The organism is Streptomyces sp. Isolate_45 (assembly GCF_024721315.2).
Lineage (GTDB): Bacteria > Actinomycetota > Actinomycetes > Streptomycetales > Streptomycetaceae > Streptomyces.
In genome coordinates this window covers 12116-30326 of sequence record NZ_JANFAK020000106.1, presented here as the reverse complement: position 1 = coordinate 30326, position 18211 = coordinate 12116, and the positions used below count along the sequence as shown (strand labels likewise).

The window sequence follows — 18211 nt, the reverse complement described above, 5'->3', positions numbered from 1 at the left end:
CCTACCCGGCCGACCCCGGCGCCCCGGACCCGCTGGCCCTGGACCAACTCGCCACCGACGCCGCCGCCCGGGCCCTCGCGCTGCTCACCACCGGAGCCGACCCGACGGGGCACCTCACCCTGTGGCAGGACGCCGTCCGGCTGGCCTCGGCCCACCACACCGCGGGACTCACCGGCCCGGCCCGCGGGCTCTACCGCGACCTCGCGCGCGCCACCGGCCGGTCCACCACCGAACTCGCCCGTGCCGCTGCGGCCTGGCGTCAGGGCGGGCTGCCCGCGCTCACCGTCCTCGACGAGCCGTGGGACCCCCCGGCAGGGCCCTTCGACCGGGCGCGCCCCGCCCTCCTCGCCGCCGGGCTGGGCGCCTTCCGTCCAGAGCGGAACCGCCTCACCGACCGCACCCGTCAGCTCCGCCTCAGCCGTGAAGGCCTCTGGTACGCCTACGAGTCCCGCGCGGACGACGAGGACTGGTGGCCCGCCGCCGCGCCCTCCCCGGACCCCGTCACGGCCCTGTCCCGCTGATTCCGCCCGCCCAGCGGGTCAGGGCGGTGAAGTCCCGCGGTCGCAGTCCGTGTCGGGGCAGGACCTTCAGGAGCAGCGCCGGAGCCGGGTGGTGGGCGGCGACCCAGGCCCGGTCCCGCGGCGTGATCATGTCGTCGACCCAGGCGAAGGGACGGCCCGCCGCCCACTCCGTGAGGGCCCGCGTCTTCCAGGAGAGCCCCTCGGGGTCGCGGGCGAACATCTCGGGCCATTCGACGACCCGCAGGTCGGTGGGCAGTCCGATGTGCGGGGAGATCATCGTGTTGGCCTGGTGCGTCCAGGCGGTCGCCCAGACGATCTCGAAGGGCAGCCCCAACAGCCTTTCCCCGTGGGACGGGTGGAGTCGGACCCGGGCCCCGCGGCGGGCCGCACGCGACTCGGGGTCGCGGTAGGAGAGCCAGACGTCCGGTCGCATCCGGTGGGTCGCGTAGCCGCGGAGCGAGGCGAAGGGGGAGCGGAAGGGGTTGAGGGGGCCGTCCACGTCGAGCAGGAGCAGCGGTCGTTCCGTCATGAAGTAGGCACTACCCAGTACACGATGGAGTGAAATGCCTATCGCCTCTATAACCCGAATGGGTTTACGGCGTTGTTTACCGGTGTGGGGGCAATGCCCCTCAATCCCTCCGGAAGGCAGGAAAACTGATGCGTCACAGTCGTCGGAACGGCTTGATCGCGGCGATGGTCGCGAGCGGTGGACTGGCGGTCGCGGGGGTGGGCGGTCTGGCCCACGCCGATGCGGAAGCGGGCGGGAAGGCGGAACGCTCGCCCGGACTGCTGTCGGGGAACCTGGTGCAGCTGCCCGTGCACACCCCGGTCAACGTCTGCGGGAACACGGTGAGCGTGGTCGGCGTCCTCAACTCCGCCGCCGGCAACCGCTGTACGAACTCCTCACCCGGGGGAGGGGACAGCGGATCACGGGCCTCGGGCCCGGCGGACCGGGGGGTTTCCGCCACCGGCTCCCGGGCGGCCAACGGCGGCGGAGCGGTGGCCCAGGGCAGCGGAAAGGGTTCGCCGGGACTGCTGTCGGGCAACGGCATCCAGCTTCCCGTCGAGATCCCGGTCAACCTCAGCGGCAACTCGGTGAGCGTCGTCGGGGTCGGCAACAGCTCCCACGGGAACATCTCGGTCAACGGGGAGACCCCCACCGAGGGCAAGCCGCCGCAGCCGGTCACACCCGTCACGCCGGTCACGCCCGTCATCCCGCCCGTCGCGCCGAGGCCGGTGACGCCACCCGCACCGCCCGCCCCGCCGCGCCACGACTCGGCGCTCGCCCACACCGGCTCCGAGGGCATCGGCTACCTGCTGCCGGCCGGCGGCGCGCTCCTGCTCGGCGGCGCGCTGCTGTACCGGCGGTTCCGCCTCAACTAGGGCGTGTTGTAACAGTGGCGCCGGGCGCCGCGGGGCCGGGCGAGACCTTCACGACACGCCCTGGGCGCTCCCCGAAGGTTCCCGCAGCCGCCCCGGGGTCCGGCCGCACCCGCCCGCCGCCCCCGGCCCGGGGCCCGGCCGCGTCCGCCCGCAGCCCCCGCCCCGGAGGTACGCCTACGGCCGCCAGCCGTTCAGGATGGCGTCGATCCGTTCCGCCAGCCGGGCCCGGGCGGCGAACCGGGGGACACCGGCCATCAGCAGGGCGTCGTACTCGGTGTCGGTGTGCCGCACGGCCGCCCGGACCGCCACGGACACCGCCAGTTCGTCGAGGGCCCGGCCGGCCGCGGTGCGCCCCACCCGGCCGCTTCCGCGCAGCGAGGCGTGCGCGGCGATGGCCCGCGCGCGGTCCGGGGGGCACCCCGGGAACAGCCGCAGGATCTCGGTGGCGAAGGCGGCGGTGAACCGCACGTCCTCGGCGGCCCGCCGCAGCCGGTCGCGTTGCCGACGGCGGGCGCGCGCGTCGGCGTCCGCGAGGCAGGCCCGCTCGGCGCGGGCCAGCGCGGCCTCCTCGACGAGCAGCCCCTGCCGTTCGTAGCGCCGGCGGCGCCTGTGGCGGCGTACGACCACGGCCGACAGCGAACTGGCCTCCCGGGCCCGGCGGGTGAGCGCCGTGTCGCCGCGCGGCAGGTAGACCAGGTGGCCGAGGTCGGCACAGTCCAGGCAGCGGGGCACGCCCGCCTCGCGGACGAGGTGCCGCAGCGGGCCCTGTCGGCAGTCCGCGCAGTGGATCTGCTTCTGTGACTCGAAAACGACGAGACTCATGCAGGGGTGATACCGCTGACCGGTGCGTATATCACCTTGTACAGATAGGTTGTTAGCCTTTCATCAAGTCTTACCCGACGTCATGATGTCCTCCTACCGTGAGTCGGATCGGGTGGGCCGCGGGGGGCCCTGGAGGAGGGCACATGGGCGGACGGCAGGCGATGGCGAGGCGCCCGAGGGCGACGGTGCCCTCGGACCTCATGCGCCGGGAAGTCGTCATAGAGCCCGGCGGCTGCACCGGCTGGCACTACCACCAGGTGCCGCTGATGGCGGTGGTCAGGGCCGGGACCCTGACCCGGATCCTCGACGACGACACCGTCGAGGTGCACACCGTCGGCGACACCTTCGTCGAACCGGAGGGCCTCGGGCACGTCCACCTCGGCCGCAACTTCGGCAGTGAGCCGATCGTCCTCCACGTGACCTGCGCCCTCCCGCCGGACGCCCCCTTCGCGATAGCCGTCCCGGCCCCGCTCGGCGCCACCCCCTGCGGCTGCCCGGAACACCGCCCTTAGGGCCTGTCGTCGAACTCCCGTCGCCGCCGGAGGCGGACGGGAGCTCGACGACAGGCCCTGGAGCGGGCTCGGCCGGGGCACGCCGCCGGGCGGGTCCGGCCGGTGCCCGTGGAGACCCCCGTCCACCACGGACACCTACCGCACCCGCCCCGGCTCGCGCCCCCGCCCGCCCCGCACCCCCCGGCCCGAGCCCCGTCAAGCCCCCCGGCCCGCTCAGACCAGTCGGCGGATCTCCCCGCGCACCCGGTAGAAGCCGCCGGCGGCCGGGTGCAGCCCGTCCACCACGTACCGGGCCCCCACCTCACGGATCCCCCGCGGGAACTGCACGTGCCACGCCAGGTCGAAGCCCTCGGAGACCACCTGCACCCGCATCCGGTTCCCCTGCTGAACGCACTCGACCACGACAGCGCCGGCCGGCACCGACGCCCGCGAGACCGTCGCCACCGCGGCGGCCGAGGCCGCCGGGGTGAAGACCGGCAGGGCCGCCGCCGACTTCACGTCCACCGCGGTCGGGACGGAACCCTGCTGGGCGGCCGCGATGGCCGCCTCGCTCGCGTCCACGCACACCAGCGAGCCGTCCGTGGTGACCAGGTACAGCCGCCCGTCCAGGTACTGCATCGACAGCGCGGAACCACCACCGGTGCCCAGCTTCCACAGCCGGTGGCCGTCGGCGTCGAAGCAGTACACCGAGGACGACGAGTCACCCGCGAACACGTGCCGACCGTCGGGCGAGGTCGCGCACGAGTACACGGCCGCGTCGCACGGGTACGAGGCCTCGACGGCGCCCGTCGCCTTCGACAACCGCTGCACGGTGTTGCGCGCCGTCCCCGCGTACACGGAGTGCTCCTCCTGCCACCCGAACAGGACCCCGCCAGGGGTCTTCGTGTGCCACAACTCGCCCGTACCGTCCGCCGCGTAGGCCGTCACGCCGTTGCCGTGGCCGTGGTAGACCGCCCGCTCGTCCGCCCGGACCATCCACGCGCCGCCCCCGGAGGACTTCCGCGACCACTGGTGCTCGTCCTCGTGGTCGATGACCGTCAGGCCGCCGTTCGCGTCCGAGACGTTCAGTACGCCCTCGTGGATGTCGAGCCAGTAGATGTCCACGTCCGCCGCGATGCCGTAGGCCCCGAACGGGACCTTCGACGACAGGTCGTACACCGTGCCGTCGTCGCAGCCCGCGTATATCCAGAAGTCGTCCGCGACCAGGCACTTCACCCCGTCCGGCAGGGAGTAGCGGGCCAGCACCTCACCGCCGTGGCTCACCGTGTAGACGTCCCCGGCCTGGTTGCCGACCCAGCAGCGGTCCTCGTCCACGTGGATCCCGAACGCCGAGGAGCCGGTGCGGAACCGCCACAGCACCGGGGCCACGGCGCGCGCCGTCGACGGCGCCGAAGCCACCTGGCGGCGGGTCACCGAGCGTGCGGCGCGCGCACCCCGCACGGCCGGCGCGTAACCCTTGCGGACCTTCTCGCCGACCTTCTTGGCCGCCGCCGCCCGCGCCTTCTCCACGGTCGGGAAGGAGGAGCTCTGCAACTGGCCCTCGGCGCCGATGCGTCCGTACCGCACCGAGACGGCGGTGCCCTCCACCGTCACCTCGTAGAACTTGTGCGCCGCGCCGTCGTCCTGCGACAGCTCCAGGTACGTCGTCTCCCGAGCCATGACAGACCCCTCCTCCGAGCCGGGCCCCCGGCTCCTGTCCACCGGTGATCCCTTCGTGGGAAAAACTAGGCCCCGCCACTGACAATGGGCGGGTGCAGCTCCAAGCGATCACCTGGCAGCGGCTGGCCGGACGGCTCGCCGCCCACCTCGACACCCCCGGCGGAGCCTCCGCCGACGAACCTCCCGGCGGGCCGGGGCGGGGGACCTGGCAGCGCGTGGGCATCGACGGCGCGCCCGCCGCCGCGACCGATGTCCTCGCCGGTCACCTCGCCGACGCGCTGCGCCTGCGCGGCCGTTCGGTACTGGTCGTGGCCGCCGGTGGCTTCCTGCGGCCGGCGTCGCTCCGTTTCGAGTACGGGCGCCACGACGTCGACTCCTACCTCGGCGGCTGGTACGACACCGGGGCCCTGTGGCGCGAGGTCTTCGGCCCGACCGACCCCGGCGGCAGCGGACGGGTGCTGCCCGACCTGTGGGACCCGGTGACCGACCGGGCCACGCGCAGCCCCTACGTGGAACTCGCCCCGGGCGGCGTGGTGATCGTGCACGGACCGCTACTGCTGGGGCACTGGTTCCCCTTCGACCTCAGCGTGCACATCGGGCTGTCCCCCGGGGCCCTCGCCCGCCGCACCGAGGAGTCCGAACGCTGGACGCTGCCGGCCTTCGCCCGCTACGCGCGGGAGACCGGCCCGGCCACCGCCGCCGACGTCCTGGTCAAGGCGGACGACCCGCGCCACCCGGCCTGGAGCGGGCTGCCGGACTGAGGGGCGGCGCGGTCGCGGGCGGGGCGACGGAGGCGGGTGGGCGGCCGTCGGAGGCGGGTGGCGGTCGGAGGAGCCGGCCCGACGGACCCGTCCGCATCGTCCTACGAGGGCCGGCCGCCCAGCCGGCCGACCGCCAGGGCCGCCGTCCGACACCCCGCGCGGGCCGCCTCCACCGGGTCCGCCCCGTCCAGGCGGGCGGCGAGGAACCCGCCGGTGAAGGCGTCCCCGGCCCCCGTGGAGTCCACCGCCTCGACGGTCTCCGCCCCGACCTCGGCGGTGATCCGGCCGTCCTCGGCGACCAGGGCCCCGCCCGCGCCGAGCGTCACCACCACCAGCGCCGCCCGCCGGCTCAGCTCCACGGCCGCGCGGGCCACCCCGGCCGGCTCCGGCAGGCCGGCCAGCAGCCGGGCCTCGTCCTCGTTGGGCAGGAGCACGCCGACCCCGGCGACGGCGGTCAGGAACCGCTCCCGGCCCAGCGTGGCGAGGAACCCCGCCGAAGCGGGGTCCACGCTCACCGGCACCCCCCGCGTGCGGGCCGCCCGCAGGGCGACCAGGGCCAGTTCGCGGCTGGAGTCGGCGAAGAACAGGTATCCCGACAGGTGCAGGTGCGCGGCGTCGTCCAGCAGGGCCGGCGCCCAGTCGGCGGGGCACAGGCGCAAGGAGGCCCCGCTGTCGGTCAGGAAGGTGCGTTCGGCGTCCTTGCCGACCAGGGCCACGACCGTCCCCGTCGGCTCCGACCGGTCTATCACCAGCCGGGGCCGTACTCCCGCGTCGACCAGGGCCCGTTCGTGCCAGCGCGCGGACTCGGAACCCACGCGCGCGAGGAGGCGTACCTCCGCCGTCCCCGTACGGGCCGCCCAGCACGCGGCGTTGGCGCCGGCCCCGCCCGGCAGGGTGCGGATCCGGGCGGCGGTGTCGGTGGCCGCCGCCAAGGGCTCCGCGTGCACCGCCACGACGTCCGTGACCACGTCGCCGACCACCAGCAGGGCCCCCGGTGCGCCGGTCACGGCCGCGCCGCCCAGGCCCGCGCGACGCGGGCCCCGAGCCGTACGTTGCCCCGCACAGCCGCCAGGTTCGCCTCCAACGAGGCGCCGCCCGTCGCCCGCACCAGGAACCCCAGCAGGAACGGCGTCACCGCCTGCCCCGTGATCCCCCGCTCCCGGCACTCGGTGAGGGCCTCGGCCAGGACCCGGTCGTGGACCTCCGGATCCAACTGCTCCGCCGCCGGGACGGGGTTGGCGACCAGCAGGGCGGAATCCGGCCCTCCGAGGGCGTCCTGGGCGGCCATCACCTCGGCCACCTCCTCAGGCCGGTGCACCGTCCAGTCCACCGGTTCGCCGGAGTCGGCCAGGTAGAAGCCCGGGAACCGGGTCGTCCCGTAGCCGAGCACTCCGACGCCCAGGGTCTCCAGCCGCTGGAGCGTCGCCGGTACGTCCAGGATCGACTTGACCCCCGCGCACACCACCGTGATCCGGGTCCTGGCGAGCAGCGACAGGTCCGCCGACTCGTCCAACGACCGCGCCCACTCCCGGTGCACCCCGCCCAGGCCGCCGGTGGCGAACACCCGCAGCCCGGCCCGCGCGGCGAGCAGGGCCGTCGCGGACACCGTCGTCGCCCCGGTCGCACCCGTCGCCAGGGCCGGAGCCAGATCCCGGTGGCCGAGCTTGCGCACGGCCCCGCCCGAGGCGATCCGCTCCAGGCGGGCCTTGTCGAGGCCCGCGTACGCGACTCCGTCGAGCACCGCGACCGTCGCCGGGACTGCGCCCTCCGACCGGACCAGGGCTTCCAGTTCCAGCCCCACCTCCAGGTTGCGGGGACGGGGCAGGCCGTGGGCGATGATCGTCGACTCCAGGGCGACGACGGGCCGCCCCGCATCGAGCGCCTCGCGCACCTCTTCGGACAGGACCGGGACCTCGGCTGCTCTGTGCTGTGGCATGTCCCCATCCATGGCACGTGATTCGCGCCCCCAAACGCGCTGTCCCCGCTCCGGCGCGAACCTGTCCGAGTCACGTGCTCCAGTGAACCCCGGCGTCCTCCACGACGAACTCGCCGACCGTCGGGACCCACGGTGCGGAACGTGCGCCGCGACGCCGGGGGCACCGACCTCGGCCTTTCGGGCCGCCGCCCGTGCCGCTCACAGGACGGCCGCCCGGCGGCCCGCCCCGCCGGTGGCGGCGCCCGACACGCGGGCCCCGTCCTTCGCGGACGCCTCCTTCGGCGCGGTGGAGTGCGCCGACGACGCCCGGCGGCACCAGCCGACCGCCGAGGACGTCCGCGCCGCTCTGGCCGAAATCCGGCGGGTGGCCGCGCCCCGACCGCGCGAGGGCCGCGCCACCCTCCGGACGCGGACCGAGGAGGGGGCGGCCCGGCACGCGCGGGAGGCCGGCTTGGACGAACCGTCCGGCACCTGCCCGCCGGCCCGCCTGCCCGAAGGCCCGCCGGCACGTCCGCGGGGCCCGGCGCCCCGTACCCGCTCGACGCAATGACGCGTCCGGGCGGCCCACGCTGGACGCTCTGAACACCCCGCGCCCGGTGCCCCGGCCCTAGGCTGACGCGCCATGAGCACCCATGACCACGGACCCGCCGCCCCCGCCTCCTTCGCCCTCTCCGTCGCCGACGTCCCCGACGCCGAGCTGGAGACCGAGGACCTCGACCCCTCCCAGATCCTGTCCGGCACACCCGTGGTGACCGGCAAGGTGCTGTGGGAGTCGGCGGACGGCTCGCAGATCAGGGGCATCTGGCAGATCACCCCCGGCGTGGTCACCGACACCGAGGCCGACGAACTGTTCGTCGTCGTCAGCGGCCGCGCCACCATCGAGGTCGAGGGCGGCGCGACGCTGGAGGTGGGTCCCGGCTCGGCCTGCGTATTGCGGGAGGGCGACAGGACCACCTGGACCGTCCACGAGACGCTGCGCAAGGCCTACCACATCAACTGCTGAGCACCACGGGTGCCAGGCCCTACGAGTCCGCGGCCGCCCGGTCCTTCGCGGGCCCGGGGTGGCGACGCGCCGTGAACAGGGCCAGCGCCGCCATCGGCAGCAGCAGCGCGGCGCCGATCGCGTTGAGCCAGCCGTAGCCGGCCTGGGACATGACCAGGCCGGCCGCGGCGCCGCCGACCCCGGCGGCGGTGTTCATCGTCAGGTCGCTCAAGCCCTGGACGGCGGCCCGCGCGGGCTGCGGCACCGAGTCGGTCAGCAGCGCCGATCCGGAGACCATGCCGGCGGACCAGCCCAGTCCGAGCAGGAAGAGGCCGAGGGCGCTCTGGGTGTGGCTGCCGTCGGCCGTGCCGGCGAGGAGGGCGGCGAAGGACAGCAGGCCGGCGGCGAGGCCGATCACGGAGAGTCGGCCGAGGCGGTCGGCGAGCCATCCCATGACGGGGGAGAAGGCGAACATTCCGGCGATGTGGCCGCTGATGACCAGGCCGACGAGCCTGAGGTCGGCGCCGTGGTGACCCAGATCGACCGGGGTCATCACCATGATCGAAACCATGGTCGTGTGCGACACCGCGACGGTCACCAGGGCGAGGCGGGCGCGTGGCGACGCCTTGACGGCGGCGAACCCGGCGCGCAGCGAGCGCCCCTCGCGGCCCTGTTCCGCGGCCGGGGCCATGGCCCGGGCCGTCAGCAGCGGATCGGGCCGAAGGAACACGCCGAGCAGCGTGCCGGTGAGGATGAAGACGGCAGCGGCCCATACGAACGGACCGGCCGTCTGGGGTATGGAGGTGCCGGCGAAACTGTCACTGGCCGGGGCCGACAGGTTGGGGCCGAGCACCGCGCCGACGGTGGAGGCCCAGACGACCACGGAGATCGCGCGGGCCCGGTGATCGGGCTCGGCGAGGTCGGCGGCGGCGAACCGGGCCTGCAGGTTGGCGGAGGACGCCGCACCGAACGCGGCCATGCCGATCATGAGGAGCGGGAAGCTCTTGACCGCGGCGGCCAGCACCACGAGGCCCGCGCCGAGCGCCCCCACGGCGTACCCGACGACGAGCCCGGGCCGCCGGCCCTTGGCCGTCATCAGGGCGGCCAGCGGCAACGAGACGAGGGCGGTGCCGATCACCGCCGCCGTGGAGGCGAAGCCGGACAGTGCCTCGGTGCCGCTGATCTCGGTGGCCAGTACGGGCGCCAGGGCGATGCTGATCGGCACGCCCAGCCCGCCGATGGCCTGGGCGGCCATCAGGACGCCCGAGATCCTGCGCCGGATCCGCGGCAGCGCGGCCGGGTCGACCGGCCCGCCGACCCCCGCGGGAGCGCGGGAGGCGGCCGCGGCGCCGGGGGCGGCCCCGGGGGAGGCGGTCACGCCGGACACCCCCGTCGCGGGCGTGGGAGCGGGACACGGGCGGTGAGGCCTGATGCGGCAGGAGTCGTCACGGCGGAAGTGTCCCACCCGCCACCGCGCGGGGGAACCGGACAGCGGCCCGGCGCCCCGGCCGGGGCGGGAGCCCCGCCGGGACCGTGAGGCGCAGGTCAGAACAGGGGTTGCGGAAGTACCCCCTCCAGCGCGAGCAGGATCCGCTTGGTCTCCACGCCGCCCCCGAAGCCCCCGATGCCGCCGTCGTTCTCCACGACCCGGTGGCAGGCCACCACCAGCGGCAGCGGATTCGACCCCATGGCGTTGCCCACGGCCTGGGCCGCACCCGGTTGCCCGACGCGGGCGGCCAGCTCCCCGTACCCGACGACCGATCCGTAGGGCACGGACCGGTCCAGCTCCAGCAGCACCTGGCGGTTGAAGCCGGAGCTGAGCCGCCAGTCCAGCGGCAGCTCGAAGCGCCGCAGCGAACCGGTGAAGTAGGCCTTCAACTGGCGTATCGGCTCCGCCAGCAGCACCTCCGCGCCCGGTCGCGGCCGCACGGCGTCGGCGCCGAGCCGCGAGACCAGCGCGCCGATCATCCGGTCGGCCCGGTCGGGTCCGGCATGGAACTCGACCCGGACCAGTCCCTCGGGGGTCGCGGCCAGGAGCAGGGGACCGATGTCACTGGTGACGACGGTCCATTCGAGGTGCGGCCCGCGGGGCCGCTCGGTGCTGTCCACGCGTCCACCGTACGGCCCCGCACCGACAGCGCGGTCGGGGTCCGCGGGACCGGCCGGCGGCGCACCGGCTCGTGGCGGAGCGGCCCGCGGGTTCCCCGTGGCGGGCCTCAGGACCCGCCGACGGCCTCGCGCACCACGTCGGGGGCGTTCGTGATGATGCCGTCGACCCCCATGTCCTGGACCTTCCGGGCCGTGGCCGCGTCGTCCACGATCCAGGTGTCCACTTCCATGACCCTGCCGTGGGCCCCCCGCAGCCGGTGCACCGCCGCGACCCAGTCGGCCGAGATCGTGGTGTGCAAGGGGTTGATCCGGTCGGTGAACTCGGCGTACCGCGGCAGATCGGCCACGGCCGGGGTGCCCAGGAACGCCGTCACGAGGTCCGGGCGCAGGTCGTGCACGACGCTGACCGAGTCGGCGCTGAAGCTCTGCACCACGAGGCGGTCCGCGACGCGGCGCTCCTCCAGCCAGCCGGCCTCGTCCAGCACCTCCAGGGTGTCCTCCTCGATCCCCGGGTAGAGCTCCGGCTTCTTGATCTCCAACAGCAGTCGCTGCTGGTTCAGCCGCACCCGGTCCAGGTACTCGCGCAGCGTCGGCACCCGGGCACCCGTGTAGCGGCCGTCGGCGAACCAGCTCCCGGCGTCCAGCCGGGCGATCTCGGCCGCGGTGAAGTCCCGCACCCGCCAGGGCTCGCGGTCGGGGAACACCTCCTCCACGTCCGTCGTACGCGTCAGGGTGTCGTCGTGGATCACCACCAGCTCGCCGTCCCTCGTGCGCTGGACGTCGTTCTCCACCCAGTCGAAGCCCAGCCCCCTCGCCAGGTCGACCGCTTCGAGGGTGTTCTCCGGGGCGTAGGCCGAAGCCCCCCGGTGCGCGTACACGACGGGGCCGCCGAGCCCCATCGGCCCCGGCCCGGCGGAGGGGGCCGCGGGACCCGGGCCCGGGGCGGAGGCCGCGGCCGCGGCCGTCCCGCACAGCACGGTCAGGGTGAGTCCCAGGAATGCGGCGGCGGCCGCGGCGGCGGGTCGGACGACGTACATCTGCGTTCTCCTCGGGGCGTGACGGTTGCGAGGGGGCGTGAAAGCGTGAGGGCGGAGGGGGTCGTGAGGGCGGTGGGGGTCGCTCGGGTCGTGAGCCGTGCTCCTGCGTCAAACGGGCGCGGGGCGCCGGACGTTGCGGTGGTGTGCCGCGGAGGGCCGAATTCACGGCGATCATGGGGTCGAAGATCGCCGCGGCGCCACCGAACCACGGCAAACGGACCAGACCCGCGCCGCTGTCGGTGGGGGGCCGTACGGTTGACCCATGCGGCCCGTATCGAAGATCGAACGCACGGTGGCGCCTTTCGAGGTCGTCAGCCCCTACCAGCCCAGCGGCGACCAGCCGGCGGCCATCGCCGAGCTGGAGAAGCGCATCCGCGCAGGTGAGAAGGACGTCGTACTGCTCGGTGCCACCGGCACCGGCAAGTCGGCGACCACGGCGTGGATGATCGAGAAGCTTCAGCGCCCGACCCTGGTGATGGCGCCGAACAAGACCCTCGCCGCCCAGTTGGCGAACGAGTTCCGCGAGCTCCTGCCGAACAACGCCGTCGAGTACTTCGTCTCGTACTACGACTACTACCAGCCGGAGGCCTACGTACCGCAGTCGGACACCTACATCGAGAAGGACTCCTCGATCAACGAGGAGGTGGAGCGGCTGCGCCACTCCGCGACCAACTCGCTGCTGACCCGGCGCGACGTGATCGTCGTCGCCTCCGTGTCCTGCATCTACGGCCTCGGCACCCCGCAGGAGTACGTCGACCGGATGGTCTCCCTCAAGGTCGGCGAGGAGATCGACCGGGACCAGTTGCTGCGCCGCTTCGTCGACATCCAGTACACGCGCAACGACGTCGCCTTCACCCGCGGCACCTTCCGGGTGCGCGGCGACACCATCGAGATCTTCCCGGTCTACGAGGAACTGGCCGTCCGCATCGAGATGTTCGGCGACGAGATCGAGGCCCTCTCCACCCTGCACCCGCTGACCGGTGAGGTCATCAGCGAGGACCGCGAGCTGTACGTCTTCCCCGCCAGCCACTACGTCGCCGGCCCCGAGCGCATGGAGAAGGCGGTCCGCGGCATCGAGGCGGAGCTGACCGAGCGCCTCGCGGAGCTGGAGAAGCAGGGCAAGATGCTGGAGGCCCAGCGGCTGCGCATGCGCACCACCTACGACCTGGAGATGATGCGCCAGATCGGGTCCTGCTCCGGCATCGAGAACTACTCGCTGCACATGGACGACCGCGAGCGCGGCTCAGCCCCCAACACCCTCATCGACTACTTCCCCGAGGACTTCCTCCTCGTCATCGACGAGTCCCACGTCACGGTGCCGCAGATCGGCGCCATGTACGAGGGCGACGCCTCGCGCAAGCGGACCTTGGTCGACCACGGCTTCCGGCTGCCGTCCGCGCTCGACAACCGGCCGCTGAAGTGGGAGGAGTTCCAGGGGCGGATCGGCCAGACCGTCTACTTGTCGGCCACCCCGGGCAAGTACGAGCTCTCGCGCGGTGACGGCTTCGTCGAGCAGATCATCCGCCCCACCGGCCTCATCGACCCCGAGGTCGTGGTCAAGCCCACCGAGGGTCAGATCGACGACCTGGTGCACGAGATCCGCGCGCGCGTCGAGAAGGACGAGAGGGTCCTGGTCACGACCCTCACCAAGAAGATGTCCGAGGACCTCACGGACTACTTCCTGGAACTGGGCATCCAGGTCCGCTACCTGCACAGCGACGTGGACACCCTGCGCCGCATCGAGCTGCTGCGCGAGCTGCGCGCCGGCGAGTACGACGTCCTCGTCGGCATCAACCTGCTGCGCGAGGGCCTCGACCTGCCCGAGGTGTCGCTCGTGGCGATCCTCGACGCCGACAAGGAGGGGTTCCTGCGCTCCGGGACCTCCCTCATCCAGACGATCGGCCGCGCGGCCCGCAACGTCTCCGGTCAGGTCCACATGTACGCGGACAAGATGACCCCGGCGATGGAGAAGGCCATCGACGAGACGAACCGGCGCCGCGAGAAGCAGATCGCCTACAACACCGCCAATGGCATCGACCCGCAGCCGCTGCGCAAGAAGATCAACGACATCGTCGCCACCATCGCCCGCGAGGAACTGGACACCGAGCAGCTGCTCGGAACCGGATACCGGCAGGCCAAGGAGGGCAAGGGGGCCAAGGCCCCCGTCCCGGCGCTGGGCGGCAAGGCGGTCCCGGGCAAGGCGGTGAAGGGCGGCAAGGGCGCCAAGGGGGCCGAGGTGCTCACCGACCGTCCGGCCGCGGAACTGGCCGCGCTGATCGAGCAGATGACCGACCGGATGCGGGGCGCGGCGGCCGAGCTCCAGTTCGAGGTCGCGGCCCGACTGCGGGACGAGGTCGGGGAGCTGAAGAAGGAGCTCCGGCAGATGAAGGAAGCGGGTCTCGCCTGAGCCGGGGGCGGTCAGTAGGGTTGGGTCTCAGCCGCAGGTACACGCTGCGCACCCGATATCGGGGCGGGCTACGGAGAGGGGACAGCGCGTGACGGTCAACATGACCAAGGGTCAGGCCATCAGTCTGCAGAAGGCGGACGGCGGGACGCTGACGGCGGTCCGCATGGGCCTCGGCTGGCAGGCGGCCAAGCGCCGCGGACTGTTCGGTTCGCGGACCCGGGAGATCGACCTGGACGCGTCCGCGGTGCTCTTCGCGGACAAGCAGCCCGTCGACGTGGTGTTCTTCCGGCACCTCCAGAGCGACGACGGCTCGGTCCGGCACACCGGCGACAACCTCGTCGGCGGGGTCGGTCAGGGCGGGGACGACGAGGCGATCCTCGTCGACCTCCAGCGCGTGCCGGTGCACATCGACCAGATCGTCTTCACGGTGAACTCGTTCACCGGCCAGACCTTCCAGGAAGTGCAGAACGCGTTCTGCCGCATCGTCGACGAGACCAACGGTCAGGAACTGGCCCGTTACACCCTCGACGGCGGCGGCCAGTACACCGCGCAGATCATGGCGAAGGTGTCCCGGGCGGGCACCGGCTGGCAGATGACGGCCCTCGGCAACCCGGCCAACGGCCGGACCTTCCAGGACCTCATGCCGGCGATCCTGCCGCACCTGTAAGCACCGCAAGCACGAAGAAGGCACGGGGGAGGGGCTGCACGATGACGGCCGAACTGGTCCGGGGGCAGAACCACCCCGTGTCCGTGAGCCGGGTGGAGGTCAGGGTCTCGGCGGGTGCGCCCGTCCTGGCCCTGGCCTCGCTCGCGGACGAGCAGGGCCGGATCTCCGGCCCGGCGGCGCTGGCGCACCCGGCCGCCCCGGCCCGTCCCGGCCTCGGCGCGCTCGGCGCGGCCGCGGACCGGCACGCCTTCACCGTCGACCTGGACGCGGTCGAGGCCGATGTCCACCGGGTCGCGGTCGTCCTCGCCCTCCCTCCGGGGGGCGCGGTCCGCTTCGGCGCGGTCCCGGCCCCCTACGTGGCGGTCGCCGCGGAGGGCGGGGCCGAGCTGGCCGGCTTCACCCTGACCGGACTCGACGTCGAGACGGCCGTGGTCGCCGTGGAGCTCTACCGGCGCCAGGGTGCCTGGAAGGTCCGGGCCGTCGGCCAGGGGTACGCCACGGGCCTGGCCGCCCTGCTCACCGACGGCGGACTGCCCGAGGCGGAGGCCACCGCGCTGGCCGCCGCCGTCCTTGGGGCCACCGCACCGCTCGACGGCGCCGACCGCACCCTCGCCACCATGCCCACCCAGGTCCGGGACCTGGGCGCGCCCGTGGACGGGCCGCCCCGGGACACGCCCCTCCAGGACACCGGTCCGCAGGACGCCGTCCCGGCGCCCGTCACGCCCACCGCCGGAGCACCGGACACGATCCCCGTCCCCACCCACCCGTACGCGGGCACGCCCGGCCCCGCGATACCCGCGACTCCGGGTCCCGCGACTCCCGGCCCCGGTGACGGCGCCGGAGGGCAGCCGACCATCGACTACGCCCACCCGCGCCGCCGGCGCACCAGCACGGAGCCGCCCGAACCCGGTCCCCGCCCGGCGCCGGCCGCGGAACCCGGACAGCCGCCGCGCCCCGTCGCCGGGGACGCCGCCGGCTGGTCCATGGAGGAACGGCTCTACAACCAGGTCTGGGGGATGTTCGAGGACCTGGCCCGTGCCGTCGCCGCCTACCGCGGCGCCGTCGAGTTCGCCGACTCGCGGATGGACCGCGAGCTCGACGACGCCCTGTCCGACCCCCGTCACCGCCTCGGTGGCTCCGGCAACGTCGCTCGCGACACCGCGCGGGCCCGCCACGACGAGCTGGTCGCCCGGGCCCGCGCCGTCCTCGACCGTGACCTCGTCCAGCTGGCCGCCGAGGTGGAGGTGGTGGAACCCGCGCTGCCGGCCGCGTACGCCCGCTGGGACAACCCGGTCTGGCACGGCCGGCTGGTCCCCGAGGAGGGCCCCCTCGCCCTGCGCCTCGGTGACCTGACCCTGCCCGAGCGGCCCGACCTGCGGATCCCCATGTTGATGCGGTTCCCGCTGGAGCGCGGCCTGTGGATCGACAACGGCCGCACCGGCTCCGAGGCCGCCATGGCGATGGACACCGACCGGCTGCGCCGAGCCGCCATGGACATGGCCGTCGCCCACATGGTGCGGCTGCTCGCGGTCCAGCCCGCCGGCCGGCTGTCGGTCCACGTGATCGACGCCGCCGGGGCGGGCGCGGCCTCGCTGGCCCCGCTGGTGAACGCCGGGGTCCTGGCCTCACCGCCCGCGGCCGGGGCGGCCGGGGTCACCCGGACGCTCGCGCAGCTGACCCGGCGGGTGGACCTCGTACAGATGGCGCTGCGCGCCGGAGCGCCCGAGGAGCTGCCCGCGGACGTGGATCGGGCCGAGCAGCTGCTCGTCGTCCACGACTTCCCCCACGGCTTCGACGACCGCGCCGTCACCCAGCTGCGCTACCTGGCCGACGAGGGCCCGGCCGTCGGGGTGCACCTGCTGATGGTGGCGGACCGCGACGAAGCCTCGGCGTACGGGCCGCTGCTGGACCCGCTGTGGCGGTCGCTGATGCGGCTGTCCCCGGTGCCGGACAACCACCTGGCCGACCCGTGGGTCCAACACGCCTGGACCTTCGCACCCGATGTCCCGCCGCCCGGCAGCCGGGTCCTGGAGCAGGCGCTGGAGCGGATGGTGCGGGCGCGACGGAACGGGGGATGACCAACCGCTGACCAGTCCTTGGTGCTCTCTTTACCTTTCGTGGGGCGGGCGGGTACTCTGGTGCGTGCGGAGGGGAGTATTCCTGCTTTCCTGCTACGGCGTGCCCGTCAATACGGACCACTGCGGATCACCAGCGCAGTCGGTCCCGGGGCGTCGGCCCGCGGCCTCCAGGTCGTCCGGGTGGAAGAGACCTCCGGCAGCGATGACGCTGACGAAGTGCTGAGCCATCCGCCGGAGGCGTGTTCACAGTGGAAGTTTCCTGGGCCCTGTGGGTCATGACCATTCTTGGTCTGTCCCTGCTCATCGGCGCCGATTTCTTCATCGGCCGCAAACCGCACGACGTTTCGATCAAGGAAGCGGGCATCTGGACGGTCGTCTGGATCGTCCTCGCCGCGCTCTTCGGCCTCGGCCTGTGGTTCTTCGGCAACGGTCAGGCCTCGCAGGAGTTCTTCGCCGGCTTCATCACCGAGAAGTCCCTGAGCGTCGACAACCTGTTCGTCTTCGTCCTGATCATGGCGAAGTTCGCCGTCCCGTCCCACCTCCAGCAGCGCGTGCTGCTCGTGGGCGTCCTGATCGCCCTGGTACTGCGCGCGATCTTCATCGCGGCGGGTGCCGCGATCATCGCCAGCTTCTCCTGGGTCTTCTACATCTTCGGCGCGTTCCTGATCTACACCGCGTGGAAGCTGATCCAGGAAGCCCGCAAGGACGAGGACGACGAGGAGTTCGAGGAGAACCGCCTCCTCAAGTCGGTCGAGAAGAAGTTCGGCGTGGCCGACCGCTACCACGGCACGAAGCTCTTCATCCAGAGCAACGGCAAGCGCGTCCTGACCCCGCTGATGGTCGTGATGCTCGCCATCGGCACCACCGACGTGCTGTTCGCGCTCGACTCGATCCCCGCGATCTTCGGCCTCACCCAGGACCCGTACATCGTCTTCACCGCCAACGCCTTCGCCCTGATGGGTCTGCGCCAGCTGTACTTCCTCATCGGTGGCCTGCTCAAGAAGCTGGTCCACCTCAGCTACGGACTGTCGATCATCCTGGGCTTCATCGGCGTCAAGCTGGTGCTGCACGCCCTGCACGAGTCCGGGGTGCACGTCCCGCAGATCTCCATCCCGGTCTCGCTGGGCGTCATCTGCGGCGTCCTGGTGATCACCACGATCACCAGCCTGATCGCCTCGAAGAAGCAGGCGGCGGTCGAGGCCGCCGACGGCCCGGACCCCGAGGCCGCCGCCGGCCCGGACCCCGAGGCTGCTGCCGACCCGGACACCAAGGCATCCGCCGAGGACGCCAAGGCCGCCGCCGACCCGGACGCCAAGAGCGTCGACGCGTAGGTCCTG

At 73.5% G+C, this 18211-nt stretch carries 17 protein-coding genes and 1 pseudogene; 10 read left to right on the top strand and 8 right to left on the bottom strand.

Features of this window, described 5'->3' with window-relative positions:
• Positions 1–521, top strand: a pseudogene (locus NOD94_RS28255) (hypothetical protein); the annotation flags it as partial.
• Here NOD94_RS28255 and NOD94_RS28250 read toward each other — a convergent pair.
• Entirely contained in the window at positions 502–1050 is a 549-nt protein-coding gene (locus tag NOD94_RS28250; RefSeq protein WP_281208950.1) for a hypothetical protein, read from the bottom strand. The pseudogene NOD94_RS28255 and the gene NOD94_RS28250 sit on opposite strands and share 20 nt — an antisense overlap.
• A 128-nt stretch (positions 1051–1178) precedes the next feature.
• Between NOD94_RS28250 and NOD94_RS28245 the strand changes: the two genes are divergently transcribed.
• Positions 1179–1904, top strand: coding sequence for a chaplin (locus tag NOD94_RS28245; RefSeq protein ID WP_281208949.1), 726 nt, complete (start codon positions 1179–1181; stop codon positions 1902–1904).
• Between the two features lie 174 nt (positions 1905–2078).
• Here the strand turns inward: NOD94_RS28245 and NOD94_RS28240 are convergent, their stop codons facing one another.
• Positions 2079–2726 (bottom strand): DUF2293 domain-containing protein, encoded by a 648-nt coding sequence (locus NOD94_RS28240; protein ID WP_281208948.1) that lies wholly within the window; start codon positions 2724–2726, stop codon positions 2079–2081.
• Positions 2727–2869: 143 nt separating this feature from the next.
• On the opposite strand from NOD94_RS28240, the gene NOD94_RS28235 reads away from it, so the two are divergent.
• On the top strand, positions 2870–3238 hold the full coding sequence (locus NOD94_RS28235; RefSeq protein WP_281208947.1) for a cupin domain-containing protein: 369 nt from the start codon (positions 2870–2872) through the stop codon (positions 3236–3238).
• 213 nt (positions 3239–3451) lie between these two features.
• Here the strand turns inward: NOD94_RS28235 and NOD94_RS28230 are convergent, their stop codons facing one another.
• Entirely contained in the window at positions 3452–4897 is a 1446-nt protein-coding gene (locus NOD94_RS28230) for a WGR domain-containing protein (protein ID WP_281208946.1), read from the bottom strand.
• 92 nt (positions 4898–4989) lie between these two features.
• Between NOD94_RS28230 and NOD94_RS28225 the strand changes: the two genes are divergently transcribed.
• On the top strand, positions 4990–5658 hold the full coding sequence (locus NOD94_RS28225) for a uridine kinase (RefSeq protein WP_281208945.1): 669 nt from the start codon (positions 4990–4992) through the stop codon (positions 5656–5658).
• A 101-nt stretch (positions 5659–5759) separates the two neighbouring features.
• Here NOD94_RS28225 and NOD94_RS28220 read toward each other — a convergent pair whose 3' ends face one another.
• Both NOD94_RS28220 and NOD94_RS28215 read right to left on the bottom strand, forming a co-directional pair.
• On the bottom strand, positions 5760–6665 hold the full coding sequence (locus tag NOD94_RS28220; protein ID WP_281208944.1) for a PfkB family carbohydrate kinase: 906 nt from the start codon (positions 6663–6665) through the stop codon (positions 5760–5762).
• On the bottom strand, positions 6662–7594 hold the full coding sequence (locus NOD94_RS28215; RefSeq protein ID WP_281208943.1) for a pseudouridine-5'-phosphate glycosidase: 933 nt from the start codon (positions 7592–7594) through the stop codon (positions 6662–6664). Before NOD94_RS28215 ends, NOD94_RS28220 begins: the two co-directional genes overlap by 4 nt.
• A 232-nt stretch (positions 7595–7826) precedes the next feature.
• Between NOD94_RS28215 and NOD94_RS28210 the strand changes: the two genes are divergently transcribed.
• Positions 7827–8144 carry a hypothetical protein gene (locus tag NOD94_RS28210; RefSeq protein WP_281208942.1) on the top strand — a complete coding sequence of 106 codons (318 nt, stop codon included), beginning with the start codon at positions 7827–7829 and terminating at the stop codon, positions 8142–8144.
• Between the two features lie 72 nt (positions 8145–8216).
• Positions 8217–8597: a cupin domain-containing protein gene (locus NOD94_RS28205; RefSeq protein ID WP_281208941.1), complete on the top strand. Its 381-nt coding sequence runs from the start codon at positions 8217–8219 to the stop codon at positions 8595–8597.
• A gap of 19 nt (positions 8598–8616) precedes the next feature.
• On the opposite strand, the gene NOD94_RS28200 is transcribed toward NOD94_RS28205, so the two are convergent.
• From NOD94_RS28200 to NOD94_RS28190, 3 genes are all read right to left on the bottom strand, one after another.
• Positions 8617–9867 (bottom strand): MFS transporter, encoded by a 1251-nt coding sequence (locus NOD94_RS28200; RefSeq protein ID WP_281208954.1) that lies wholly within the window; start codon positions 9865–9867, stop codon positions 8617–8619.
• A gap of 254 nt (positions 9868–10121) precedes the next feature.
• The gene (locus NOD94_RS28195) at positions 10122–10685 is read right to left on the bottom strand and encodes a methylated-DNA--[protein]-cysteine S-methyltransferase (RefSeq protein WP_281208940.1); all 564 of its coding nucleotides are present in this window, start codon (positions 10683–10685) and stop codon (positions 10122–10124) included.
• A gap of 107 nt (positions 10686–10792) precedes the next feature.
• A complete protein-coding gene (locus NOD94_RS28190; RefSeq protein ID WP_281208939.1) occupies positions 10793–11722 on the bottom strand; it encodes a glycerophosphodiester phosphodiesterase family protein in 930 nt (309 codons plus the stop codon).
• Positions 11723–11984: 262 nt separating this feature from the next.
• Between NOD94_RS28190 and uvrB the strand changes: the two genes are divergently transcribed.
• From uvrB to NOD94_RS28170, 4 genes are all read left to right on the top strand, one after another.
• Positions 11985–14129 carry an excinuclease ABC subunit UvrB gene (gene uvrB / locus NOD94_RS28185; protein WP_281208938.1) on the top strand — a complete coding sequence of 715 codons (2145 nt, stop codon included), beginning with the start codon at positions 11985–11987 and terminating at the stop codon, positions 14127–14129.
• An 88-nt stretch (positions 14130–14217) separates the two neighbouring features.
• Positions 14218–14796, top strand: coding sequence for a TerD family protein (locus tag NOD94_RS28180; RefSeq protein WP_281208937.1), 579 nt, complete (start codon positions 14218–14220; stop codon positions 14794–14796).
• Between the two features lie 41 nt (positions 14797–14837).
• Positions 14838–16874 carry a TerD family protein gene (locus NOD94_RS28175; protein WP_281208936.1) on the top strand — a complete coding sequence of 679 codons (2037 nt, stop codon included), beginning with the start codon at positions 14838–14840 and terminating at the stop codon, positions 16872–16874.
• Positions 16875–17122: 248 nt separating this feature from the next.
• Positions 17123–18205 carry a TerC family protein gene (locus tag NOD94_RS28170; RefSeq protein ID WP_281208953.1) on the top strand — a complete coding sequence of 361 codons (1083 nt, stop codon included), beginning with the start codon at positions 17123–17125 and terminating at the stop codon, positions 18203–18205.
• Positions 18206–18211: the final 6 nt, after the last annotated feature.

Coding starts and splice junctions, on each gene's coding strand:
- NOD94_RS28230 (WP_281208946.1), bottom strand. CDS start 4,897: ATGGCTCGGGAGACGACGTACCTGGAGCTGTCGCAGGACGACGGCGCG.
- NOD94_RS28235 (WP_281208947.1), top strand. CDS start 2,870: ATGGGCGGACGGCAGGCGATGGCGAGGCGCCCGAGGGCGACGGTGCCC.
- uvrB (WP_281208938.1), top strand. CDS start 11,985: ATGCGGCCCGTATCGAAGATCGAACGCACGGTGGCGCCTTTCGAGGTC.
- NOD94_RS28245 (WP_281208949.1), top strand. CDS start 1,179: ATGCGTCACAGTCGTCGGAACGGCTTGATCGCGGCGATGGTCGCGAGC.
- NOD94_RS28215 (WP_281208943.1), bottom strand. CDS start 7,594: ATGCCACAGCACAGAGCAGCCGAGGTCCCGGTCCTGTCCGAAGAGGTG.
- NOD94_RS28205 (WP_281208941.1), top strand. CDS start 8,217: ATGAGCACCCATGACCACGGACCCGCCGCCCCCGCCTCCTTCGCCCTC.
- NOD94_RS28250 (WP_281208950.1), bottom strand. CDS start 1,050: ATGACGGAACGACCGCTGCTCCTGCTCGACGTGGACGGCCCCCTCAAC.
- NOD94_RS28240 (WP_281208948.1), bottom strand. CDS start 2,726: ATGAGTCTCGTCGTTTTCGAGTCACAGAAGCAGATCCACTGCGCGGAC.
- NOD94_RS28190 (WP_281208939.1), bottom strand. CDS start 11,722: ATGTACGTCGTCCGACCCGCCGCCGCGGCCGCCGCCGCATTCCTGGGA.
- NOD94_RS28175 (WP_281208936.1), top strand. CDS start 14,838: ATGACGGCCGAACTGGTCCGGGGGCAGAACCACCCCGTGTCCGTGAGC.